Consider the following 22334-nt stretch of genomic DNA (forward strand, 5'->3'; position numbering starts at 1 on the left):
AATTATGCCTCGTGTCTTGCGCGAGGCTGGTGCGGGATGTGCCTAGAGCGTGATGGCGCTTCGTTGAATCGCCATCACGCTCTAACTCTTTGTTGGAGCATGACCTTTGTCCGAAAACCGGTTCCCACTTTTTGCTTTCGCTGACCTTCGGTTCGGGATCATGCTTGAGGGCGGCCATCAAAACACCAGCCGGTAGCCGAGGAATCTCTTGGAATCGATCGGGTCGTGGCCGAGCTTCTCACGCAGCTTCTTGCGCAGCTTCGAGATGTGACTCTCCACCACGTTCTCCTCGACCTCTTCGTCGAAGATGCCGTAGATGGCGTTGAAGACCTGGGTCTTGGTCACGCGCCGGCCGCGGTTGCTGGCCAGATATTCCAGGATGCGCCGCTCGCGCCGCGGCAGCGGCAGCGGCTCGCCGTTGATCTCCGGATCGCGGCCGTCCATGAAGATACGCATCGACCCGACTTCGGTATAGGCGGCCTCTTCGGAGCCGCGGCGGCGGATGGCTGTGATGCGGGCGAGGATCTCGCGGATGTGCACTGGCTTGCGGACGACGTCGTCGACGCCGCTTTCGAACAGCCGCAGCGTATGTTCCAGCGAGTGATGTTCGCTGAGCGCGATCACCGGCGCTCCGGTGCGGTCGCGGATCTGGCGCGGCGATATCGCGCCATCGCGGCAGTCGCCGATGAGAAAAGCCCTGACGCATCTGAGATCGGTGTCGGCGGCGGAACTCACCCACTCGCCGAATTCGCCTGGTGCGAAGCCGGCCGTGGCCACGCCCTCGCGATCGAAAAGTGAAGAGTAGCCCTCTGTCACGAGCTCTCGCTCGTCAACGATCACGATCATCGGCCCGCCCTCCGAATCATTTCACTTGCCCCGTGCGGAAAGGGCTACCCGGCTCGACGAATCCTGAAAAACCATCATTTCTTGTAGCTATTTTCTTGGGAGTTTTTTTGGGAGCCGTAATAAAAGCGGTTGTGCGGGTGTGCTCGCGCCAACTGTTGGCAGACGAATATTGGCGCCGGCGGATAGGCTGGCGAAGGTCGACTGGATCCGAAGTTTGACAACTACTGATTGCAGAAGGTGCTGGCATTCGGCGTCCATTTGCCGAAGCCGGTGGCGACCATGTTGGCGATGACGCGGCAGACATAGACCTTCTGTGCCGGGTCGTTGTCGGGGCCGGCATGGTAGCGAGCGACGGCCATCGACCAGGTCATATGCCGGGCATGCAGGCTCGCCAGGAAACGCGCCGCGTAGTCGACATTCTGATGCGGATCGAGCATGTCCTCGACGTTGCGGAAATGATCGCCGTGATAGCGATGGTTGATCTGCATGCAGCCGAGATCGATCAGCGTCTTGCCCTCGCGACGCGCGTCCTCGAATGCGGCGAGCGCTTCGCCGCGACTGCGAGGGAAAACAGCTTTTCCTTCTATATTCAAAGCATTAGGCTGAAGGCTGCCCTTCTTTCCGGTCTCGGTCAGGCCGACGGCGTAGAGGATCCCGGCAGGCACGCCGTAGCGATCGGCGGCGCGCAGGATCTCCGGCTCGCAGGAATTGGCGGCGGCGCTGGCCGTGCCGGCAGCAAAACTAGATATACATATCGTCGTCAGCGCGCTCGCGAAGAGGCGAAGCGGCACGACCGAATTCCTGTGCGCCATTGCCATCGTTCCTTCCCGGTTGCCGGCCGCCGCCCTCGTTGTTGCCGCCCGAGTTCCCGGGCTGGAACGAAGGCTGGTCGCGGCCCGTCGACATCGGCATGGCGCTGGTTGCGTCGGCGCGGCTGGCCGCATGCGCTGCTATCGAGGGTTGCAGGATGGTAACCTTGTCGACGTCGAAACCGAGGCTGCGCATGGACTTGACGATGGCGTCGCTGTCGGCGGTGAGGCGGCGGTATGCCTCGTGTGTCTCGGGCTTCATCTCAATCGAAAGTTGCTCCCCCGAGAGCCGCAGGCTGGCGATAACCGACCCGAGCTCCGAGGGGTGGAGCTCGATCTTCAGCACATGTGTCGGAACGGCAACAGAATTGGTCGTCTGCGAGCCTGCCGAGGCGCTTGCGAAGGCCTGCTGGACGCCGTTGTCGGAGGCAAGCGCCTCAACCAGCGCCGATGCTGTCTGGCCGATCGGGTTTTGTGCCGGCGCCGGGAAGCTCTGCTGGCTGACGACGTCCATGCGTGTGGCGGAAGAAGACGGCTTGGCCGGTGTCTGCTGCGTGGTCGATTGCGATAGCTGCGAGGCCTTGGAGGCGGAAGCCGGCCGCCAACCTTGCGGTACCGGGTTGTCGGCCTGCGGTTCATTCCCTTGCTTCGGCAAGATCTTGGTATCGCTGCGGCCCGACATGTCGAGAGCCATGTCCGCCTTCACCGGCTTTTGCTCGAAGTCGGGTCCGGACTCTTCAGCCGCCGTCGAACGAGCGGATCGCGACCGCGGCTCGGCGGAATCGTCGACCGCCTCGCGCTTGCCTGGGCGCAGCCGCAATTCCAACGATGCTCCGTCGCTCGCGGCCTCTTCACCGTCGGCGGAACCCTTGCTGCCCGTGCCCGACGACTGCGCGAAATGTTTCATGTCGCTCAGCGCCATCAGCAATGGCAGGCGATCCTGCAGCGGCGCGGACTCGTCGCTTTGCGCCGTGGAATCCTTGTCCGCCGTCGGCTTTGCCTGATCGGCCTGGGCGGTGGTCTTCCCGGACTTTCCCGTGGTTGCTTTCTGCGAGCCGGTCTTCCCCTCCTGCGGGCCCTGGTCCGGCTCCTGTTTGCCGGCATTGGCCGCCGAGCGCCTTGCCGGATGCGCGTCCGGCATCGCCGGTCCGGTCGCGTGCTTGTCCTGTGGCCGGTCGGTCTTCTCGGGCCCATGCACCAGGTCACCGAAATTCTGATCCTTGTCCTCGCCGCCGGTCGAGTGCTGCCGGGGCTGGGTCGAAGCAAAGCCCGGCAGGGTCTGGTTGACGCTGGTCATTTGGGGGCTGCTCCGAGCAACTGGTCGATCTGGTCTAGCTGACGCCGCGTGCTGGTCACCGCCGCATCGATTGGGTCTTGCGCATCGGTCGTCGCCGGCGCCGATGCCTGCACCACCGGCGCGGCGTCGATCGGTGCCGGAGTGGACGCCGGCGTTTCGGCCGATGCTTGCGCCGGTTGCGGGACAGCGGGCGGCGAAGGCGTGTCTTTCGCCTGATCGCTTGCAGCGACTGGCGGATCGCTCGCCGCGACCGGCGGATCGCTTGCAGCGACCGCTGGCTTGTCGGGCATCGCTCCTTCCACCGGCGGCAAGTCCGCATTGGCCGGATCGGCCGAGGCCTCCGTCGCCGATTTCGCCTCGTCACTTTTCGCAACGGTTGCCGGCTTAGGTCCAGCATTGGCGGCCGCTTTCACCGGCGCCATCACTTCGCCCGCGACAGCTTGCGCGGCGTCGAGCAGGTCGCGGTCGCCTTGCGAGAGCTTGCCGCGATCGATCTTGCCCAACTTGGCGCGTACTTCATCGACATTGGCCGATGTCATGGTGGAGAGGCTCGAATAGAGCTGGGTGCGCGGATCATCCCGGTTGCCGTCGCCGTTGCGGCCCAGTTCGGCCTTGGCCGAGGCGAAAGCCGAGAGCTCGGTCATCCCGTCGATCGCGGCACGGCGCGCGATGCGCAGGTAGATCACTTTCTCGCGCTCGGGATCCATCATCGAGGTGATGTCGGCGATCTTGTCCTGGCTGATCGCCATGTGAAGCGTGATGACGCCGGAAACAAAGGCATCGGCGAACTGGCTGGCATAGGGCGAATAAAGAAAGGACGCGACATACTGGGTCGAAGCCAGCGCGAAGCGTGCGGCGTCGCCCTGCGCGGCCGCGATGCCCACGGAGCGGCGAAGCGCAGCCTCCTCGACCAGCGTGCCGGGGCTGAGCAGGCGTGCTTCGTCGAGCAGCGCAAGCGCTGCCGACGAGTCGTCGGCTGCAAGCAGCGAGCCCTTGACCAGCGCCAGGAAGGCGCCGAGATCGGCGGGCACGCTCATCGGATCGATCGGCTTCAGCATTTCGATCGCCTCGGCCGGCTGCCCGCTCAGATAGGCGACGACGCCTTTGGCGATGGCCAGGCTTTGCGGGTCGGTTACCGCGCGCGAAGCCGCCGCCGCGACCGTCACCGGATTGCCGCCGCTCATGCCATAGACGAGCAAGGCGCGGAAGTTCTTCGGCTCCTTGAAATCCTCGGCGTTCGCGTCGCGCATCCGGGCGTCGATCATTTCGAGGAGTTTTGCCTGCATCGGCAGCGCGGCGTGATCGCCGCCGGCAATGCGATCCTGGACCAGCTGCAGCGAACGCACCAGTTGATAGGGCTGCAGCGCATCCTGCGCGAAAGCCGCCGGTGACGACCCCGCGCCTAACAGCAGCAGCGCTATCGCGCCGCCGATGACGCTCCTGGCCCTCATCCGCCGGCCGCCATCAGGATTTCGATGCGCCGGTTCGCGGCAGCCATCGGATCGGAGACGATCTTGGGCTGCCGGTCGGCGAAGCCCGCGACCTCGGTGATGCGGCTTTCGTCGACGCCGCCGCGCACCAGCATATAGTAGGCCGAATGGGCGCGCGCGGTGGACAGCCGCCAGTTGTCGTAAGCGTCGCTGCGGAACGGCCGCGCATCGGTGTGGCCGCTGATGGTGATGGTGCCCTTCTTCTCGTTGATGATGCGGCCGATCTTTTCCATCGCCAGCACCAGCTCGCGGCGCGGCATGGCCGAGCCGATCTCGAACATGCCGAAATCGAGCTGGTCGGTGATCGAAATGACGACACCCTTGTCGGTGGCCTCGACCGACACGCCGTCGGCGAGCTTTTCGCCCGGCAGGAATGCCTTGGCGAGTTCCTTCTTGATATCCGCCGCTTGCTGAAGGGCGGCTTTGCTCGGCGCCTTGTCACCTTTGTCGGCGGCCTGCTCGGATTCGGTCTTTTCCGCCTTGGCCGCTTCAGCCTTCGTATCGGTGTCCGCAATCTCGCGCTTGTCGGCGTCGGCTTTCTCGCTCTTCTTCCCTTCGCTCGACGGCTTTCCGGCCTTGCTTTGCGCGGCTTTCTGCTCGCCCTTGGCGTCGGTGCCTTCCGGAGCCGCCAGCGGTTCCAGCGGCGCGGCCGTCAGCGGAGGGGCGGCCGGAACGGCCTTCACCTTCGGCACCGCGACGGTGGCGATCTTGTCGCCAGGCTTGACGACCGGATCGCCATCGATCTTGACGCGCTCGGCTGTTGCCTCCGCGTCAGGCGCCGCCACCTGCTGCGACCAGAAATCCGGCGCGAACGGATCGCGATAGGATTCGCCGCCGGAGGCCCCGGTTGCCGGACCGGCCGCCTGGGCGCCGCCTTCACCCTTGGCGCTGACGTTCTGCATCACGCCCGTATCGGCGGCGATCTCCGCCAGCACCGCATAGGGATCGGCGAACAGCTTCTCATCGGAGAGCTGGGCATCCTGCGCCCCGTCCTTGGTCTGCCGGCGCTCGGAGGAACCGGCGCCGCCCTTGCCGTTATCGCCCGCCTTGGTCGCGCCCTGCTGCGGGTTGTCCGCAGTCAGCCCGACCTTGCTCGGGCCATCGCCGAGGTCCTCCAGGCCCTTGCGACTGGAATTGCGGTCGATCAGCTCGACCGGATTGAAATAGCTGGCGACGGCTGCCTTGGTCTGCTCGTTGGCGGCGTTGATCAGCCACATGACGAGGAAGAAGCACATCATCGCCGTCATGAAGTCGGCGAAGGCGATCTTCCACACGCCACCATGGTGAGCGTCGTCATGACCGTCGTGATTGCGCTTGACGATGATGATCTCGTGCCGGGGGTCGGCATGGTCGACGGCGCTCATGACAGGACCTCCGACAAGGACGCCGACCACTCGGCGATACGCGTTTCGAACACCGTTTCGTCGATGGTGACGGTCAGGTCGAAGCCGGACGCCTCGGTGAAGTCGAGATTGGCGGCGCGGGATCCAAGCGTCGCCTTCAGCGGCTCGAATAGCGAGAGCGGCCCCCGGACGCCGATACGCACGGCCTCGCCATCGGCGACCGCGGCGCCGATCACGCGCGAAAGGGCCAGGAGCGAACGCTGCTGCAGGTCGTCGCTGAGAAGGCCGCCGACGATGCGCGCGACGGTCGCGCCGGCAAGCTCGGCAACGCGCTGCTCCATGGCCTCGATGCGCGTGGCGACGGCAGCGCCGAGATCGCCGCCGAAGCTCTCAAGGAAAGCTTTCGCCGCATCGTCGCTGGCCTGACGCTCGGCGTCGAGCGCAGCCTGATGGGCAAGCGCAAGGCGTGCCTCGAGCGCCGCCTCCGCCTCGGCAACCGCCTCGGCGATCAGCGCGCCGATATCGGCCTGCGGCGCCGGCGCGGCGGCAGGCATATGCTCGGCGGCGCGTGCGGACGGCGGCTGGCTGGCACGCGGGGTCCGCGAACCAAAATCGGGCAGGAGGTCGAAAAGCGCCGAGGCCATGGCCTAACCCACGGCCTCTGGGGCGGCAGCCCATTTGCGCAGGATCTGCGCGGTGCGCTCCTCGTTGAGGTCGACCATGCGGGCCAGCCGCTCCTGCGGCGCCGGCCGGATTTTCTGACGCAGGTCGTCGAGCGGGGTTGCGCCGGCGCGCGCGCCGGGCAGGGCGCCGGCAGGGGTCTCGGCGGTGATCGCGGCGACGGGCGCGTCCGGTGTCGGCAAGGAACGCTGTACGTCGTCGAAGCTCGGGCCGGCAATGGCCGCAGGCTTCGCCGACGCCGTCAGCGCGGCGGCCATCGGCTTCAGGCCGAAGAAGGCCACCAGGAAAACGACAACGATGAAGGCGCCGGCATTGATCAGCGTGCCGGTATAGGTGCCGATCGAGGCGAGAATGCCGGGCTGATCGATCGGCTCGCCGTCGAAGCCGTTGATGAACTCGACTGCCGACACGTCGATGACATCGCCGCGCTTGTCGTCGAAGCCGGTCGCCGAGGCCACCATCTTCTGGATATCGGCGACGCGCTTGGCGATCTGGTCGGGCGTGGCGTCCTTGCCGAGGATGGTCTTCAGGCGATCCTGGTTGACGACGACCGCGATCGACATCTTGTTGACCGTGTAGCCGTTGGAGACGGTGGCGATCTTCTTGGAGTTGATCTCGTAGTTGGTGATCTCCTCCTTGCGGTCGTTCTGCGAGGTGGATTGCGGTCCTTCGGTGCTGGTGGTTTGCGTCTCGGGCAGGTTCTGCTCGACGCTGGTCGGGGTCGAGGCCTGTTTCTGGTTGCTGGCCTCGTTGGTCTTCACCGACTGCACCGAACGCTCGACGCGCGAGTTCGGATCGAAGATCGTCTCCTCGGTCTGGCGCGTGTCGGTATTGACGTCGGCCTTGACGCTGGCGCGGAAATTATCTGGGCCGAGATAAGGAGTGAGCGCGCGGCGGATGTTGTCGCCGATCTGCGCCTCGACCGTCTGCTCGACGCCGAGCGTACGCGCGGCGCTCGTGTTGGACGGGTCGTCGCCGGCGGCCAAAAGGTTGCCGTTGGAATCGAGCACGGTGACCTTGTCAGCCGAGAGGCCGGGAACAGCCGCGGCGACGAGGTGGCGGATCGACATGGCGCTCTTCTCGGCATCGTTGCCGGCATAGCGGATGACCACCGAGGCGGAGGGCTGCTGCTCGTCGCGGCGGAAATTGGCGCGCTCGGACATGACGATGTGGACGCGCGCCGCCTTGACGCCGGAAATCGACTGGATGGTGCGCGCGATCTCGCCTTCCAGCGCGCGCACGCGGGTGATCTGCTGCATGAAGGAGGTGAGGCCGAGCGAGCCGACATTGTCGAACAGCTCGTAGCCGGCATTGGCGCTGGTCGGCAGTCCTTTCTCGGCAAGCAGCATGCGCGCCTGCGCGGTGGTGCCGGCCGGCACCAGAACGGAGGTGCCGTCGGAGCCGACATCGAAGCCGATGCCGGCATCGGCCAGCACCAGGCCGATCTGGTTGACGTCGGAACGCTCGAGGCCGACATAGAGCGTCTCATAGGCCGGTCGGTTGAGATAGACGGAAGCGATGCCGATGACGGCCATGACCAGGGCCGCGATGCCACCCATAAGCGCCAGACGCCTGACGCCGAAGCTCTTCAAATTCGCGATGACGCTCTGGATCTGTTCCGGCACGATTCAACCGCTCCCAGCATGACTGTCCGCCGGAAGACTAGACCGCGAAGCTTGTGCGAGGATGATAGGCGTGCCGCCGAAGAGCCCGCAAAGCGTCGAACCGGCGTCTTATCGAGCAACGAAAAAGGCCGCGCCTCGGGCGCGGCCTTTTTCTGGTGGGAATAATCCCGCGGCTTAGCCGTTCTTGAACAACTGCAGGATCGACTGCGAGGAACTGTTGGCGATCGACAGGGATTGGATGCCGAGCTGCTGCTGAACCTGCAGCGCCTGGAGGCGGGTCGATTCCTTGTTCATGTCGGCATCGACGAGCTGGCCGACGCCGCGGTCGATGGAGTCCATCAGGCTCTGGGTGAAGGTCTTCTGCAGGTCGATCGAGCTCTTGGCGGCGCCGAGCACGGTAGCGGCGTCAGTAAGCTGACTCATGACGTTGTCGATCTTGGTGACCATCTGCGTGATGATGTCGTCGGTCACGCCCGTTGCCGTGATGTCGAGATTGAAGGCGGAGACGTTGTCGATCTTGACGGGCGTGCCCGTCACAGCGGCCTGACCGGCGGTGTTGGCGGCGATGTCGGTGGCGCCGCCGGCGATCGAGGCCGCATAGGCGGCGTCATATGCCGACTGGTCCGCGGCGGTGGAATAGATCGAAGTCTGGCGATCGAGGATGCCCTGGTTCTTGACGGCGGTGGAGAGGCCGGAATCGAACAGCTTGGTGCTCTCGACATCGATGTCGATCGTTCCGAGCGAGATGGCGCCGGACGACGAGCGGTTGAACGAGGAGACGATCTTGGCGTCGGCCTGGACGCCGTCATTGGCGGCCGCGACCTGCGTCGACGTCACCGAAAGATAATTCGAGCCCGAGAAGGTGGCGGCGTCCGCGAAGGATTTCATCTGCGCCTGCAGCGTGGTGATTTCGGTCTGCGTCTTGGCCTTGTTGGCACCCGACTGGCCCACAGCCGACAAAAGCTTGGTCTTGATTTGGCCGATCGTCGAAAGGACGTTGTTCATGCCGGTATAGGCGGTGTCAACCTTCGAGGCGCCGAGGCCGAGCGCGTCCTGCACGGTCGAGAGCGCCGAGTTGTCGGAACGCATGGTGGTGGCGATCGACCAGTAGGCGGCGTTGTCGGAGGCCTCGGAGACCCGGTAGCCGGTCGAGATCCGGGCCTGCGTCTGCTCGAGCGATTTGTTGGTGGCGTTGAGGCTTTGAAGTGCAGTCAACGCCGCAGCGTTCGTCATGATGCTCGCCAAGAAACTCGCTCCTTCTCAAAGGCCGGCATGCCACACAGGCCGGGTCCGGCCTGCCCATCGGTCGCGAACGTGCCGGTCGGGCCGATTCGACGACTAAGTGATTGGTTAACCATACCTAGCCCGATATGGTTAATGGCCTGTTAAAAACAGGCTTGCGAGAGGTTAAGAAACGAGGATTGCGCGAGCCTTGAGCAAGAGCAATTCGAAGAAGAGTTCGCGACGGGTCTTTCCGCCCGAAGTTGCTTCAAAGCCAGGAGAGGGAGCCTTTGCCGTTTGCTTGAGACAGGAATGCTCCAACGCAAATCGGGCCGCGCTTTTGGCGCGGCCCGATTGTCCGATGTAACCGTTTTGGGAGCGATCAGCCGCGGAAGAGCGACAGGATCGACTGCGACGAACCGTTGGCGATCGACAGCGCCTGGACGCCGAGCTGCTGCTGGACCTGCAGCGCCTGGAGGCGGGTCGATTCCTTGTTCATGTCGGCATCGACAAGCTGGCCGACGCCGCGGTCGATGGAGTCCATCAGGCTCGAGGTGAAGGTCTTCTGCAGGTCGATCGAGCTCTTGGCGGCGCCGAGCTTGGTGGCGGCGTTCGTCATGTCCTTCAGCGCGGCGTCGACGACGTTCATCATCGCCTGGATCTGAGTGTCGCTTGCAGCGGTGGTACCGGAGAAGATCTTCAGGCCGGCGACCGAATAAGTGTCGGTGGCAGCGGCAGCAGCGCCCAGGGTCGGGGCCGAGGCCGCGGCGACAGCGGCGCCGGTGGTGCCGAGACGCTCTGTGTCGAGGATGCCCTTCGCGGTCGGGGCAGCGCCTGCGTCATAGAGCTTGATGCTTTCCACGTTGACGTCGATCGTCGAGATCGAAACCGAGCCGGTGGCGCCGCGGTTGAAGGCCGATACGATCTTGACGTCCGCCGCCGTGCCCGAAGCCGTCGATACCGACAGCATGTTGGTGCCGGAGAAGGTGGCGCCATCGGCATAGGCCTTCAACTGCTTCTGAAGAGCGGCGATTTCGACCTGGGTCTTTTCCTTCGAAGCATCGGTCTGGCCATAGGAAGCGGTCAGCTTCTGCTGGATCTGGTTGATGGTCGAGATCGCGCTGTCCATGCCGGTGTAGGCGGTGTCGACCTTCGAGGCGCCGAGGCCGAGAGCGTCCGAGACGGTGGACATGGCCTGGTTGTCGGAGCGCATCGTGGTGGCGATCGACCAGTAAGCGGCGTTGTCGGAAGCCTGCGAGACGCGATAGCCCGTCGAGATGCGGGCCTGGGTGGTGTCGAGGTTCTTCTGGGTGGCGTTCAAGCTCTGCAGAGCGGTCAACGCCGAGGCGTTGGTCATGATACTGGCCATGGTACACGTACCTTGTTTTTACACGGATTTTTTTGACATACCGGCATGTCCGGTATGACGGTGCGGCATCATGCCAATGACCGCTCAGTTGGGTCACCCGCCATCTGCGAGCGACTATGGCGGCAAGTTGCTACCAAAGAGCTAAATCGGACGGTTAATCGAAAATATATTGCGTAAAATTCGAGTGGAATGGGGCGCCGTTTCGGCACCCGCGCCGGGAACGATCAGGTGAAGGATCGCACCAGGCTGCCGACCAGAAGGTTCCAGCCGTCGATCAGCACGAAGAACAGGATCTTGAACGGCAGCGATACCACCGTCGGCGGCAGCATCATCATGCCCATGGCCATGGTGACCGTGGCGACGATGAGGTCGATGACGAGGAAGGGCAGGACGATGAGGAAGCCGATCTCGAAGCCGCGCCGGATCTCCGAGATCATGAAGGCCGGCACCAGGATGCGCAGGTCGACGCTCTCGCGCGAGACGGTTTGGCCGCGTTCGCGGGCGAGGTCGGCGAAGAGATCGAAGTCCTTGTCGCGCACATTGTGCAGCATGAAGTCGCGGAACGGGCCGGAAATCTTCTCGAACGCCTCGGCCTGCGTGATCTGGTTGTCCATCAGCGGCTTGACGCCGGTGTTCCAGGCCTGGTCGAAGGTCGGCGCCATGACATAGAAGGTCATGAACAGCGAGAGCGAGATCAGGATCAGGTTGGCCGGCGTCGATTGCAGGCCGATGCCGGCGCGCAGGATCGAGAAGGCGATGACGAAGCGGGTGAAGCTCGTCACCATGATCAAGAGGCCCGGCGCCACCGAAAGCACCGTGAGCAGGCCGAACATCTGGATCAGATAGCCGACGGTCGTACCGTCGGCCTTGCCGATGCCGCCAAGATCGAGCTGCTGGGCCGCGGCGACGGAAGTGGTGACGACGATGAGCGCCGTGGCTATGAGGAACTTTCTCATTCGAGCAGCATCGTCCTGACGAGAACCTGTTTGACGTGGCCGCCGCTGCGCAGCGCCGCGCGCTCTTCGAGATCGGCCTTGAGATGCTGGTAGCCGCTGGCGCCTTCGATCTGGTGCAGCTTGAGCGTGCGCACATAGGCGAGCAGGTCCTGGTGGATCTGCTCGGCCATTTCCGGCGGCTGGGGTGCATCGTAGAGCAGCGACGCCTCCAGCCGGATCCAGACGTCCGACGGTGAGGCGAGATTGGTGGTGATCGGTGCCAGCTGAACCAGCGCCGGCCCGGCGGCCGCCTTGCCGGCTTCGGCGGGTTTTTCCGCGGTGCCGGCGTTTTCCGGCGCCGCGGGCACCGGTGCCGGCGTTTCGCCTTGCTTGAGATAGCCGCCGGAAAGCCAGCCCATGCCGACCGCCGCGCCCGTTATGACCAACAGCATGGCGAGCTGGATCGCCAGGGAAGGTCCCTTCTTGGGCTGGACCTGTTCGATGTTCGCCACGGCAGCGCTTCCCCCGGCCCTAGAAAGGAAGAACCTGGTCGAGGACCTGCTGGCCATAGGCCGGCTGCTGGACCTCGCTCACACGGCCTCGGCCGCCATAGGAAATGCGCGCTTCGGCGATGCGCTCGTAGGGGATGGTGTTCTCCGCGCCGATGTCGGACGGACGAACCATGCCGGCGATGGTCAGCACCCGAAGTTCGTAGTTGACGCGGACCTCCTGCGAGCCCCTGATCATCAGATTGCCGTTGGGCAGCACCTCGGTAACGACGGCGGCGACGTTGAGGGCGATGTCCTCCGAGCGCTTGATCTCGCCGTCGGCATTGGTCTCGGTGCTGGAGCTCAGGCCGGCGTCGCCCTTGCCGCTGGTGCTTGCACTTTCCCAGCCGAGATTGACGTCGTAGCCGAGCTTGCGCGCGGCGGTGCGGCTGCGGTCGTTCTGGTTCTTGAAATTGGCCCTGTCGTTGAGCTTGATGTTGACGGTAAGGATGTCGCCGGCGCGCAGCGCGCGCGGATCGGTGAAGAGCCGGCTCTGGCGATCGTCCCACAGCGAGAATTTCTTCGGCCGCGAGGCAGGCGGCTCGGGATAGCTGTAGGGGCCGGAACCGCCCTCACCGATGCCGGAACCGACCGGCGACAGAGCGGGCTCCCGGCCGATCTCCTTGAAATTGGTGCCGCAGCCGGACAATGCCGCAACCGCGACGAAAACAAAGAATTTCAACTTCATGACGGATCAACCCTTCGCGCCGCGCTGGCCATGATGCCGGTGAGCGTCGCCGCCGCCTTCTGGTCCATTTCGTTCAAGATGACGCCGGCCTTGCGCGAATCGAGCTTCATCAGGATGGCTGCCGCGAGCTCGGCATTGACCATCGCCAGCCGTTCGGCGGCGGCGTCGGGCTTCATGCCGGCATAGATCTTGACGACGCCGTCCTCGGCGCGCGCCAGGAACACTTCGCGGCGCTTCAACCATTCTTCGTACTCGGCCCGCTTTGCCTCGAGCGCTTTCATGCGCTCGTCGATGCCGGCCTGCAGCTGCTTCAATTCCTCGGCCTGAAGCGCGTAGCGGCGGTCGCGCGCGGCGTCCGCGATGTTGGAGCAGAAGCGCTGGACCTCGCTTTCGTCAGGCGCCTTGCCGGCCGCGAGCGCAGCCGGCTGAAGCGGCGCGCTTTCGTGTGTGAGCTGGGCCGGCTGAACCGGCGCCTGACCGCCCGGCAACACCTGTCGCACCTCGTCCGCGTGGGCGGCCGTCCCGCCAAGCAGAGCAACCATTGCTCCGATGGCGCAGAAGCTCAGGTGACGGCGGGGTGTTGGGGAGGAAAGCGCGATCATCGGCGTGCCTATTGGAGAACCAGGTCGGCCTGCAAGGCGCCGGCCGATTTGATGCCTTGCAGAATGGCGATGATGCCGTCGGGCTTCACGCCGAGGCGATTGAGGCCGGATACAAGCGTTTCGAGATCGGGACCATCGAGCACCGCAACGCGCGCGTCGGGCCGGCTTGCCTCGATGGCGGTGAAAGGCTCGACCGCGGTCTCGCCCCTGGAGAAGGGTTCCGGCTGGACCACCTTCGGCGCTTCGGTGATGCGCACCGTAAGCGTGCCATGGCTGATCGCCACGCGTGAGATCCTGACATTGCTGCCGATGACGATGGTGCCGGTGCGTTCGTCGATGACGACGCGGGCAGGGGCGTCGGATTCGACGACCAGATTTTCGATCTCGGCATAAAAACGCGCGGCGGAGACATTCTTCGGCCGCCTGATCTGCACCGTGCGGGCGTCGCGTTCGGCGGCGACCCGCATGCCGAAGCGCTGCGAGGTGTAATCGTTGATGGCGTCGGCGATGCGGATGGCGGTGGAGAAATCGGGATTGCGCAATTGCAGCGTCAACACGCCCTGGTCGTCGAATTCGGCCGGCACCGAGCGCTCGACGATGGCGCCGTTCGGCACGCGGCCGGCGGTCGGTACGCCTTGCGTTAACTGCTCGGCCTGGCCCTGGGCGGTGAAACCGCCGACGATCACCGAGCCCTGCCCGACGGCATAGATTTCACCATCGGCTGCCTTCAGCGGCGTCATCACCAGCGTGCCGCCGGCGAGCGAGGTGGCGTCGCCCATCGAGGAGACGTCGATGTCGATGCGGCTGCCCGACTGGACGAAGGGCGGCATGTTGGCGGTGACGATGACGGCGGCCACGTTCTTGGCGCGCGCGCTGCCGCCTTCGGTCGCGATGCCGAGATTCTCCAGCATGGCGCGGATCGACTGTTCGGTGAAGGGCGAGTTGCGCAGGCTGTCGCCGGTTCCGGCGAGGCCGATGACCAGGCCGTAGCCGACGAGCTGGTTGTCGCGCGCGCTCTGCAACTGGGCGATGTCCTTGATGCGCGCGGCGACCTGGCCGGGCGGCAGCGTGCTCGGCCCGGTCGAGACCCGGAACATGCGCGTGGTGGTGGCCGGATCGTATTCCGGATCGTCGTAGACGCCGCCGTTCTTCTGCGCGAGCTCGCGCTTGGCCTTGGGCGTCAGCCCATCCGCCAATGCCGGCTGCAGGCCGATGGCCGCGCTCAGCAGAAGGAGAAGGACGCGCATCACGAAGCGCCAACCTTGACGGTGCCGTCGGCCATCACCGTGCCCGAGATGATCTTGCCGCTGTCGATGTTGCGGATCTTGATCTGGTCGCCGGCAGCACCTGGCTGCAGCGTGACGCCGGCGGCCGAAATGGTGAGCGCGCCGGCGGTGAAATAGACCTGTACGGAAGCGCCCTGCTCGACCAGCCAGGCGTCGCGGATGGCGCTGATCGGGATGTAGCGGCCGGGCAGCAGCGTGCGCTTGGCAACCTTGCCCTGGAGTTCCTCGGAGCGCGTCGCCATGCCGTCCGGCTTGTGCTTGCCGGGGATGAGCGTCACCTGCTTGAGCGAGGCGGGCTCGATGGTCTCGCCGGGATAGATGACCCTGTTGGGGATCAGCACGGCCTCGCCGACCGCCTGGCCAGCGGCGATCTGGTTTGCCGACTGGCCGGTCGCGTCCTGCGCGAAAGCCGGCATGCCGGCGGCCACCAGGGCGGTGGCCAGCGCGACGCGACGGAGTGCGGAGGAGATCGGCCCGGCCATCATCCGTTACCTGATGTTCTTGGAGACCACCGAGGCCATGTCGTCGGCGGCCTGAATGACCTTGGAATTCATTTCGTAGGCGCGCTGGGCAGAGATCAGCTCGGTGATCTCCTTGACTGGATCGACGTTGGAAGACTCGAGATAACCCTGCTGGATCGTGGCGAAGCCCGGATCGCCGGGAACGCCGACATTGGCCGGGCCGGAGGCAGCCGTTTCCTGGAAAAGGTTGTCGCCGAGCGGCGCCAGGCCCGCCTCATTGGCGAAGTTGACGATCTGAAGCTGGCCGAGCAGCTGCAGGTCGGTCTGTCCGTCGATGCGGGCAAAGACCTGGCCGGTCTTGTTGACGATCACCTCGACGGCGTCCGTCGGCACGGTGATGGCGGGGATAACGTTGGCGCCGTCGGCGGTCACGAGCTGCCCGGTGGCATTGGTGTTGAAGGCGCCGGCGCGGGTGTAGAGCGTGCCGCCGTCGGCACCCTCGATCTGGAACCAGCCCCTGCCGGTCAACGCCAGGTCGAAGCTGTTGCCGGTGCTGGCCAATTCACCTTGCGTGTGGACGTTGCGCACCGCCGTGGTCTTGACGCCAAGACCGATCGAGACGCCTTCCGGCACCAGCGAGGTGTTGGAGCGGTTGGGCACGCCCTGCGTGCGGTCGACCTGGTAGAGCAGGTCGGAGAATTCGGCCCGGGCCCGCTTGTAGCCGGTGGTGTTGATGTTGGCGATGTTGTTGGCGATGACTTCCAGGTTGGTCTGCTGGGCGTTCATGCCTGTGGCGGCGATCGCAAGGGCTTTCATGACGCGCTCCTAGATACTCATGCGACTGATTTCGAGATAGGCCGAGACGACCTTGTCGCGGATCGCGATGGTGGTCTGCAGCGCCTGCTGGGCGCTCAGCACCGCATCGACGACCTGGCGGGTGTCGGCATCGCCCTTGAGCGCCTGGATCGACATCTGCTCGGCGCCCTGCAGCGTGTTGACGGTCTTCGTCGCCGCCTGGCCGAGGACTTCGGCGAAAGTGCTGCCGACGCTTTCGCCGGCCTGCGTTCCGACACCGCCCTGCAGCAGACCCGGTGAAGCCTGTTCCGCTCCATCGACCGCCGTTTTGAATTGTATTGGCCCGATACCGCCGATCATTACTGGTTCCTCATCAGGTCGATGGTCATGGAAATCAGATCGCGAGCCTGCTTGATCACCTGCAGGTTGGCTTCATAGGAGCGGTTCGCCTCGCTCATGTCGGCCATTTCGACCAACGTGTTGACGTTGGGCATCTTGACGTACCCCTTGTCGTCGGCGGCTTCGTTGCCGGGCTGGAATTCGATCGGGAAGTCCGAAGGATCGCGGGAGATCGCGCTGACTTCCACCAGCGAGCCGCCGGTTGCGCGGTCGACCTCGGACTGAAAGGTGATCGTCTTGCGACGATAGGGCTCGGCGCCCGGCGTGCTGCCGGTCGATTGGGCGTTGGCTAGGTTTTCCGAGACCACGCGCAGGCGCTCCGACTGGGCGCCAAGACCGGAAGCCGCGACTTTGAGGGCTGCAGTCAGCGCATCCATGATCAGCTCTTCACCACCATCGTCATCATCGAATGGAAGGCCTTGACGATCGCCGTGTTGAGCTCGAAGGAGCGGCGCACCTCGCCGGCCTTCATCAGCTCCTGTTCGAGGACCACGGTGTTCTTCGACGGCATGATCGCGCCGTCAGCGTCTTCCGGCCTGACGTTGAAGCCGGCATGGGCCGTTTCGGCGCCAAGGTGGCCAGTCTGCGTGGCGGCAAGCGTCACGGCGGTGCGGTCGAGGACCTTTTCGAAGGGCTCGACGTCATTGGCCGTGTAGCCCGGCGTGTTGGCATTGGCGATATTCGAGGCAATCGCCGACTGGCGCACGGCCAGCCATTGCGATTGCCGCGTGGCAAGATCGAAAAGATTTACGGGTTCCATGGGAATCTCCCGGGCAAGTACGCACAAGACTAGGCGGCCAGTCTTGCGCGGACCTTGCGCGGGACGAGCTGTAAGGCCCGGGTTCTTACTTGGAGAGCTGGATCACCTTGTCGGTGCTGGTGACGATCACCCACTTGCCGCCGCGCTGCTCGATCGAGGCGACGCGGCTGGAATCGGGCAGAACCGAGCCGCGCTGGACGATCCACAGACCGGTATCGTCCTCGATCATGGCGCGGCCGTTGGCGACATGCACCATCTTGAATTCCGAAGCGGCGGCCGGGAAGGGCTGGTCGCCGGGCGATGGCGCGGGATCGTCCTGCACCGTTCCGGTGGCGAACAGGTCGATATCGGCATTGGGAACGTCCTTGGCCGTCAGCGGTCCGCTGCGTTCGGCCACGATGCCGCCGCCGGCGCGTCCGGAGTTGCTGCCGCTGCCGCCGAACTTGATGGCCTGAACGCCGAACTGCTCCTGGTTGAAGAAGATATACCAGGGGAACAGCGCGCAGATCAGGCCGAGTGTGATGCCGAGCGCGGCGATGACTAAATCGCTGCGGCGGTCGGCGCTCTTGTCGGTGAGGCGCGGGAACTGGGCTTTCGGCGGCTCGGGCCATTGGGTGCGGGGAAAAAGGCCATCGAGCAACGAATCGCGGCTGGCCTGTGCCATGTCGGCAGTGGATGTCCGCGGCGGATGCGGCTTGTCGGCTCTGGTCGGAAGCGCCGTTGCCTTCTCGGTCCTGGCGAGCGCGGCCTTCTGCTTGGCAGTTCTTGCCTCGTCGGCCTCAGCCCGTTCCGCCGCCTCGGCCTCGGCAAGCATGTCGCGCAACATGCGCTCGGTGTATTGGAATTCAGTCTCCTTGATCGCCATTCAGCTTCCCCTTGAGATGGCGGGCGAGGTCGGCGAACGGATCGGCCGATGCGCGGTCCCTCGGCGATTGCGTGAGCGCCTCGTAAATCAGCGGCACCTGGCGCACCGCGTTGTCGAGCTCGGCATCGGCGCCGCTCTGGTAAGCGCCCAGCAGACGGATGTCGCGTGTATCCTCGAAGCGCGCGATCATCGATTTCAGCCTTGTCACCAGCATGCGCTGCTCGGCGCTCCAGGCCTTGTCGGCAAGGCGCGAGATCGACGACAGCGGATTGACCGGCGGATAACGACCCTGCTCAGCGAGCGCGCGGTCGAGCACGACATGGCCGTCGAGGATGCCGCGCACCGAGTCGGCGACCGGATCATTGTGGTCGTCGCCGTCGACCAGCACGGAAATGATGGCGGTGATCGAACCCTTACCTTTAACCCCGGGGCCTTCGGCCCCCGGCCCAGCGCGTTCGAGCAACTTCGGCAGGTCGGTGAAGACTGAGGCCGGATAGCCGCGCGCGACCGGCGGCTCGCCCGTTCCGGTCGCCACCTCACGCAGCGCATGCGCGAAGCGCGTGATGGAGTCCAGCACCAGCAGCACGCGATGGCCCTGGTCGCGGAAATGCTCGGCCACGCACATGGCCGTGTCGGGCGCGCGCCGGCGCATCATGGCGCTTTCGTCGCTGGTGGCGACGACGGCGACGGTCTTGGCCATGCTCTGGGCGCCGATCGTATCCTCGAGGAATTCGCGCACCTCGCGGCCGCGCTCGCCGATCAGCGCCACGACCACCGTATCGAAGGCCTCGGCGCCGGCCAGCATCGCAAGCAGCGTCGACTTGCCGACGCCGGAACCGGCGAAGATGCCAAGCCGCTGGCCGAAGCAGAGCGGCGTGAAGATGTCGATCACCCTGACGCCGGTGAGGAAGCCGGTGCCGACGCGCTGGCGCGCCAGGGCGCCAGGCGTCGCGCTATGCGCGGCATCGGCTGCATTCGGCCTGATCAGCGGCGGACCGCCGTCAATGACGCGGGTCAAGGCGTCGATCGCGCGCCCGCGCCAGGAGACATGCGGCGTGACCGCGAGCGGACCGCGGCGAAAGACGGCATCGCCGATGCCGGCATCGGTGCTGCGCTCGAACGGCGCGACCACCACCTCGTCGCTGCCGATCTTGACGATCTCGCCGCGGCGTGCGCCGGCCTTGCCGCGCTGCTCGACGATGTCGCCGAGCCTGGCAATTCCGGACAGGCCGCGAACCTTGTAATGCGTCGGCGAAATCTCGGCGACGCGGCCGCCGCGCGCAAGCAGCGCCTGCGGATCGTCGAACCGCCGCCAGACGCGTTCGAGCGCGGCCAGCCTGTCGGCACGTCCGGTATCCGCCGGGCTATCGGAAGCGCGCAACAAGGACGAGCCGTTCGTCATGCCGTCACTTCGAGCCAAGCGTCTTGATCGCGTCGTCGGTGGAGGAATCGGTCTGCCGCATCAGAGCCGCCGTGTTCTCGAAAGCGCGCTGCACCTGGATCAGCCGGGTCATTTCCAGCACCGGGTTGACGTTCGACTCTTCCAGAAATCCTTGAGCGACGCCGACGTCCGAGCGATCGGTGACGGGTTCGGGCGTGCGCGCCGGAACGATGCCCGAATTGCCGTAGCGGACGAAATTCTCGCCGGGGTCGAAATTGTAGAGACCGATGGCGCCGACCAACTGGTCGTTTTGCCTGAGCGAGCCGTCGGCGCCCGCCTTGGGCGGGCCGTTGCGCGGATCGAGCTGGATCGGAGCGCCGCCGCCGTCCAGCACCGGATAGCCTTCGATCGACATCAGTTCGCCGTTCTCGTTCATGGAGAAGCGGCCATCGCGCGTCATCACCGTGCCGGCGGGCGTCTCGATGGCGAACCAGGCGTCGCCCTGGATGGCGAAGTCGAATGGGTTGCCAGTTTCGGTCAGCGCGCCATGCGCGCCGGAAAGGTAGGTCTTGCCGGAGGAGGCGAAGGAGACCGACTTCGGCCCGGTGCCCGAGACCACGTCCTCGAACTTCACGCCGGTGGCGCGAAAGCCGATGGTCGAGGCGTTGGCGACGTTATCGGCGATGGTGTCGAGACGGCGCTCGAGCGCGATCTGCGAGGAAAGGGCGACGTAAAGACTGTCCTGCATGATCTTCTCAGAACTTCAACTGCTGCATGGCCATCATCAGATCGGTGGAGATGCCGACACTGGTCGGCTGCGCGAAGAGCACGCTGACAGACGTCACCGCCGTCGAGGTCGGGTGGTTGATCTCGTACATGCTGGTGAAGCGGGTCAGGAACTTGCTGAGCTTGTCCGGGTCGGTAAAGTCGTTGATGTCGAGCTTCTGCTCGAAGAGCTGCGCCTGCTTGTCGATGTCGGCGGTGGCAAAGGAATCGGGCAGGCCGAGCGCTGCGCGGACCACGCTGGCTAAAGCGGTGTCGGCGAGCACGTCGTACCAGCTGGTGATGTCCGGCGCCTTGCGCTGGAAATAAAGCGCCAGCCGCACGCCTTCGTTGGTCTGGCCGGCATTCTCCTCCAATGTCTGGCGCAGATACATGTCGACGGTCGGCTGCTGCGCCGCAACGCGAGTGGTGGTCGTGTCGCCGTACTGTGCGAAGTTGAAGGCGGCGGCGAGCCCGGCATAGGCCTTGTTGGTTTGCTGGTTGGCGACGCTGTCGGGATCCTTCACGCCGCCTTGCAGGACGGACTTGATGAGGTCCTTGTCCTCGGTGGCCGAATCCAGGCCGAACGCGGCCAGCGCGTAAGTGTAGAGCCGGTCGTTCGACATCAGATCGTCGATCGACTTCACCTTGGTGATGTTGGCGAGATAGTAGGTCGTCTCGCCTTTTACATAGTCCGAATCCGGATCAAGGCCGGCGATCTCGGCCTGTGTGGCGTAGTTCGCCGTAACCTGCTGCTGTGTCGGGTTGTAGATCGTCGCACTGGTGCCATCGGCCGCGAAGTTGAAGGCAGCGACGAACTGGGCGTAGTGCTTGTCGGTCAGCTTGTTGGCGAAGCTGTCGGCGTCGGAGATGCCTTCCTTCAGCGCCTTGACCATGAAGGCCTTGGCATAGTCCATGTCCTCCAGCCCGTAAGCCTTCATGGCATATTTGAACAGGCGATCATTGTTTACGAAATCGTCGATCGATGTAACCTTGCCGATATTGGCCAGATAATACTGCGTATCGCGATCGACCGTCGGCTGTTTCTCAACCTGGACGATCGATTTGTTGATGTCTTTCGCGATCAACTGGTAGCTGGTGTAGGTACTGAGCAAGGACACGCCTCCGGCCGAAGCTATCCCTGCACAATAACGTCACTTCCTTGCGCGAAGCTGAATCGCGTTCGCGGCCTTCGATTCAAGCCTCACACAAGGCACGAGGACTATCCCTGATCACGACGTGACATGCGGAAGGACCTGTCGTGGGCATTCTGATCGGACTTGTGGTGACGCTCGGCTGCGTCCTCGGCGGCTTCATGGCCATGGGCGGGCATCTGCATGTGCTGATGCAGCCATGGGAAGCGGTGGTCATCTGCGGCGCCGCGCTCGGCACCTTCCTCGTCGCCAATCCGATGAAGACGGTCAAGGATACCGGCAAGGGTATTCTCGAAGCCTTCAAGCAGGCGGTGCCGAAGGAGCGCGACTACCTCGAGACGCTGGGCGTCCTGCACAGCCTGATGCGCGAACTGCGCTCGAAATCGCGCAGCGAAGTCGAGGCGCATATCGACAACCCGGAGGAGTCGGCCATCTTCCAGGCTTTTCCGACCGTGCTGAAGAACCACGACCTGACGAATTTCATCTGCGACTATTGCCGCATCATCATCATCGGCAATGCCCGCTCGCATGAGATCGAAGCGCTGATGGACGAAGAGATCCAGACGATCCGCACCGACAAGCTGAAAGCCTATCACGCGATGGTCGCGGTCGGCGACGGCCTGCCGGCGCTGGGCATCGTGGCGGCCGTGCTCGGCGTGGTGAAGGCGATGGGCGCGCTGGACCAGTCGCCCGAAATCCTCGGCGGCCTGATCGGCGCGGCACTCGTCGGGACCTTCCTCGGCATCTTCCTGTCCTATGCGGTGGTTGGTCCGGTCGCCACCAAGATCAAGACGGTGCGCGAAAAGAAGAATCGCCTCTACATCATCGTCAAGCAGACGCTGCTTGCGTATATGAACGGCGCCCTGCCGCAGGTGGCGATCGAATTCGGCCGCAAGACCATATCCTCCTACGAGCGTCCGACGATCGACGCGGTGGAGCAGAGCACCATGAACGCCGGCTCCGCCGAGAAGAAGGCGGCCTGAGCATGCTGCATCCGAGACAGGGCCGCCTGCCGTC

General features: G+C 64.7%; 24 protein-coding genes. 1 reads left to right on the forward strand and 23 read right to left on the reverse strand.

The features are described 5' to 3' along the window. Positions 1–177 precede the first annotated feature (177 nt). The 23 genes from FJ424_RS04575 to FJ424_RS04685 form a co-directional block, all read right to left on the reverse strand. Positions 178–846, reverse strand: a complete 669-nt coding sequence (locus FJ424_RS04575) for a response regulator transcription factor (RefSeq protein ID WP_140642148.1) — start codon at positions 844–846, stop codon at positions 178–180. A gap of 221 nt (positions 847–1067) precedes the next feature. Beyond that, positions 1068–1637: a lytic transglycosylase domain-containing protein gene (locus FJ424_RS04580; RefSeq protein ID WP_246677139.1), complete on the reverse strand. Its 570-nt coding sequence runs from the start codon at positions 1635–1637 to the stop codon at positions 1068–1070. Next, positions 1588–2952 (reverse strand): flagellar hook-length control protein FliK, encoded by a 1365-nt coding sequence (locus tag FJ424_RS04585; protein WP_140651593.1) that lies wholly within the window; start codon positions 2950–2952, stop codon positions 1588–1590. Before FJ424_RS04585 ends, FJ424_RS04580 begins: the two co-directional genes overlap by 50 nt. Continuing rightward, positions 2949–4403, reverse strand: a complete 1455-nt coding sequence (locus FJ424_RS04590; RefSeq protein WP_140651595.1) for a chemotaxis protein MotC — start codon at positions 4401–4403, stop codon at positions 2949–2951. Before FJ424_RS04590 ends, FJ424_RS04585 begins: the two co-directional genes overlap by 4 nt. Next, entirely contained in the window at positions 4400–5806 is a 1407-nt protein-coding gene (locus tag FJ424_RS04595; RefSeq protein WP_140651597.1) for a MotB family protein, read from the reverse strand. The genes FJ424_RS04590 and FJ424_RS04595 overlap by 4 nt, the downstream gene beginning before the upstream one ends. Beyond that, entirely contained in the window at positions 5803–6429 is a 627-nt protein-coding gene (locus FJ424_RS04600; protein WP_140651599.1) for a hypothetical protein, read from the reverse strand. Before FJ424_RS04600 ends, FJ424_RS04595 begins: the two co-directional genes overlap by 4 nt. Positions 6430–6432: 3 nt before the next feature. Then, complete coding sequence (fliF, locus tag FJ424_RS04605; protein WP_140651601.1) at positions 6433–8091, reverse strand: flagellar basal-body MS-ring/collar protein FliF; 1659 nt, start codon at positions 8089–8091, stop codon at positions 6433–6435. A 174-nt stretch (positions 8092–8265) separates the two neighbouring features. Then, entirely contained in the window at positions 8266–9336 is a 1071-nt protein-coding gene (locus FJ424_RS04610; protein ID WP_140651603.1) for a flagellin, read from the reverse strand. A gap of 358 nt (positions 9337–9694) precedes the next feature. Continuing rightward, positions 9695–10681, reverse strand: coding sequence for a flagellin (locus FJ424_RS04615; protein ID WP_140642134.1), 987 nt, complete (start codon positions 10679–10681; stop codon positions 9695–9697). A 224-nt stretch (positions 10682–10905) separates the two neighbouring features. Continuing rightward, the gene (gene fliP / locus FJ424_RS04620) at positions 10906–11637 is read right to left on the reverse strand and encodes a flagellar type III secretion system pore protein FliP (RefSeq protein ID WP_140642132.1); all 732 of its coding nucleotides are present in this window, start codon (positions 11635–11637) and stop codon (positions 10906–10908) included. Then, the gene (locus tag FJ424_RS04625) at positions 11634–12128 is read right to left on the reverse strand and encodes a flagellar basal body-associated FliL family protein (protein WP_140651605.1); all 495 of its coding nucleotides are present in this window, start codon (positions 12126–12128) and stop codon (positions 11634–11636) included. Before FJ424_RS04625 ends, fliP begins: the two co-directional genes overlap by 4 nt. A gap of 19 nt (positions 12129–12147) precedes the next feature. Then, positions 12148–12852, reverse strand: coding sequence for a flagellar basal body L-ring protein FlgH (gene flgH, locus FJ424_RS04630; protein ID WP_140651607.1), 705 nt, complete (start codon positions 12850–12852; stop codon positions 12148–12150). Then, the gene (locus FJ424_RS04635) at positions 12849–13394 is read right to left on the reverse strand and encodes a MotE family protein (RefSeq protein ID WP_246677140.1); all 546 of its coding nucleotides are present in this window, start codon (positions 13392–13394) and stop codon (positions 12849–12851) included. The genes flgH and FJ424_RS04635 overlap by 4 nt, the downstream gene beginning before the upstream one ends. 68 nt (positions 13395–13462) lie before the next feature. Then, the gene (locus tag FJ424_RS04640) at positions 13463–14551 is read right to left on the reverse strand and encodes a flagellar basal body P-ring protein FlgI (RefSeq protein ID WP_226892228.1); all 1089 of its coding nucleotides are present in this window, start codon (positions 14549–14551) and stop codon (positions 13463–13465) included. 149 nt (positions 14552–14700) lie between these two features. Further along, the gene (flgA, locus tag FJ424_RS04645; protein WP_181181975.1) at positions 14701–15222 is read right to left on the reverse strand and encodes a flagellar basal body P-ring formation chaperone FlgA; all 522 of its coding nucleotides are present in this window, start codon (positions 15220–15222) and stop codon (positions 14701–14703) included. Between the two features lie 6 nt (positions 15223–15228). After that, a complete protein-coding gene (gene flgG, locus FJ424_RS04650; RefSeq protein ID WP_140642123.1) occupies positions 15229–16017 on the reverse strand; it encodes a flagellar basal-body rod protein FlgG in 789 nt (262 codons plus the stop codon). Positions 16018–16026: 9 nt separating this feature from the next. Continuing rightward, a complete protein-coding gene (locus FJ424_RS04655; protein WP_140651611.1) occupies positions 16027–16356 on the reverse strand; it encodes a flagellar hook-basal body complex protein FliE in 330 nt (109 codons plus the stop codon). Then, a complete protein-coding gene (gene flgC / locus FJ424_RS04660) occupies positions 16356–16772 on the reverse strand; it encodes a flagellar basal body rod protein FlgC (protein WP_140642117.1) in 417 nt (138 codons plus the stop codon). The genes FJ424_RS04655 and flgC overlap by 1 nt, the downstream gene beginning before the upstream one ends. A 2-nt stretch (positions 16773–16774) precedes the next feature. Further along, entirely contained in the window at positions 16775–17155 is a 381-nt protein-coding gene (flgB, locus tag FJ424_RS04665; protein WP_140642115.1) for a flagellar basal body rod protein FlgB, read from the reverse strand. A gap of 85 nt (positions 17156–17240) precedes the next feature. Next, positions 17241–18020: a hypothetical protein gene (locus FJ424_RS04670; protein ID WP_140651613.1), complete on the reverse strand. Its 780-nt coding sequence runs from the start codon at positions 18018–18020 to the stop codon at positions 17241–17243. Beyond that, the gene (fliI, locus tag FJ424_RS04675; protein WP_140651615.1) at positions 18001–19422 is read right to left on the reverse strand and encodes a flagellar protein export ATPase FliI; all 1422 of its coding nucleotides are present in this window, start codon (positions 19420–19422) and stop codon (positions 18001–18003) included. The genes FJ424_RS04670 and fliI overlap by 20 nt, the downstream gene beginning before the upstream one ends. 4 nt (positions 19423–19426) lie before the next feature. Beyond that, complete coding sequence (gene flgF, locus FJ424_RS04680) at positions 19427–20149, reverse strand: flagellar basal-body rod protein FlgF (RefSeq protein ID WP_041012679.1); 723 nt, start codon at positions 20147–20149, stop codon at positions 19427–19429. Between the two features lie 7 nt (positions 20150–20156). Further along, positions 20157–21278 (reverse strand): DUF1217 domain-containing protein, encoded by a 1122-nt coding sequence (locus tag FJ424_RS04685; protein ID WP_140651617.1) that lies wholly within the window; start codon positions 21276–21278, stop codon positions 20157–20159. A gap of 146 nt (positions 21279–21424) precedes the next feature. On the opposite strand from FJ424_RS04685, the gene motA reads away from it, so the two are divergent. Next, positions 21425–22300: a flagellar motor stator protein MotA gene (gene motA, locus FJ424_RS04690; protein ID WP_140642105.1), complete on the forward strand. Its 876-nt coding sequence runs from the start codon at positions 21425–21427 to the stop codon at positions 22298–22300. Positions 22301–22334: the final 34 nt, after the last annotated feature.

Source organism: Mesorhizobium sp. B3-1-8 (genome assembly GCF_006439495.1).
Lineage (GTDB): Bacteria > Pseudomonadota > Alphaproteobacteria > Rhizobiales > Rhizobiaceae > Mesorhizobium.

What these genes read in the sequence shown, in the direction of transcription:
- FJ424_RS04575 (WP_140642148.1), bottom strand. Translation starts at nt 846, where the DNA reads ATGATCGTGATCGTTGACGAGCGAGAGCTCGTGACAGAGGGCTACTCT.
- FJ424_RS04595 (WP_140651597.1), bottom strand. Translation starts at nt 5,806, where the DNA reads ATGAGCGCCGTCGACCATGCCGACCCCCGGCACGAGATCATCATCGTC.
- FJ424_RS04600 (WP_140651599.1), bottom strand. Translation starts at nt 6,429, where the DNA reads ATGGCCTCGGCGCTTTTCGACCTCCTGCCCGATTTTGGTTCGCGGACC.
- FJ424_RS04615 (WP_140642134.1), bottom strand. Translation starts at nt 10,681, where the DNA reads ATGGCCAGTATCATGACCAACGCCTCGGCGTTGACCGCTCTGCAGAGC.
- flgA (WP_181181975.1), bottom strand. Translation starts at nt 15,222, where the DNA reads ATGGCCGGGCCGATCTCCTCCGCACTCCGTCGCGTCGCGCTGGCCACC.
- fliP (WP_140642132.1), bottom strand. Translation starts at nt 11,637, where the DNA reads ATGAGAAAGTTCCTCATAGCCACGGCGCTCATCGTCGTCACCACTTCC.
- flgB (WP_140642115.1), bottom strand. Translation starts at nt 17,155, where the DNA reads ATGGAACCCGTAAATCTTTTCGATCTTGCCACGCGGCAATCGCAATGG.
- FJ424_RS04640 (WP_226892228.1), bottom strand. Translation starts at nt 14,551, where the DNA reads ATGTTCCGGGTCTCGACCGGGCCGAGCACGCTGCCGCCCGGCCAGGTC.
- flgF (WP_041012679.1), bottom strand. Translation starts at nt 20,149, where the DNA reads ATGCAGGACAGTCTTTACGTCGCCCTTTCCTCGCAGATCGCGCTCGAG.
- FJ424_RS04590 (WP_140651595.1), bottom strand. Translation starts at nt 4,403, where the DNA reads ATGAGGGCCAGGAGCGTCATCGGCGGCGCGATAGCGCTGCTGCTGTTA.
- flgH (WP_140651607.1), bottom strand. Translation starts at nt 12,852, where the DNA reads ATGAAGTTGAAATTCTTTGTTTTCGTCGCGGTTGCGGCATTGTCCGGC.
- FJ424_RS04585 (WP_140651593.1), bottom strand. Translation starts at nt 2,952, where the DNA reads ATGACCAGCGTCAACCAGACCCTGCCGGGCTTTGCTTCGACCCAGCCC.
- flgC (WP_140642117.1), bottom strand. Translation starts at nt 16,772, where the DNA reads ATGGATGCGCTGACTGCAGCCCTCAAAGTCGCGGCTTCCGGTCTTGGC.
- flgG (WP_140642123.1), bottom strand. Translation starts at nt 16,017, where the DNA reads ATGAAAGCCCTTGCGATCGCCGCCACAGGCATGAACGCCCAGCAGACC.
- FJ424_RS04655 (WP_140651611.1), bottom strand. Translation starts at nt 16,356, where the DNA reads ATGATCGGCGGTATCGGGCCAATACAATTCAAAACGGCGGTCGATGGA.
- fliI (WP_140651615.1), bottom strand. Translation starts at nt 19,422, where the DNA reads ATGACGAACGGCTCGTCCTTGTTGCGCGCTTCCGATAGCCCGGCGGAT.
- FJ424_RS04670 (WP_140651613.1), bottom strand. Translation starts at nt 18,020, where the DNA reads ATGGCGATCAAGGAGACTGAATTCCAATACACCGAGCGCATGTTGCGC.
- FJ424_RS04635 (WP_246677140.1), bottom strand. Translation starts at nt 13,394, where the DNA reads ATGGTTGCTCTGCTTGGCGGGACGGCCGCCCACGCGGACGAGGTGCGA.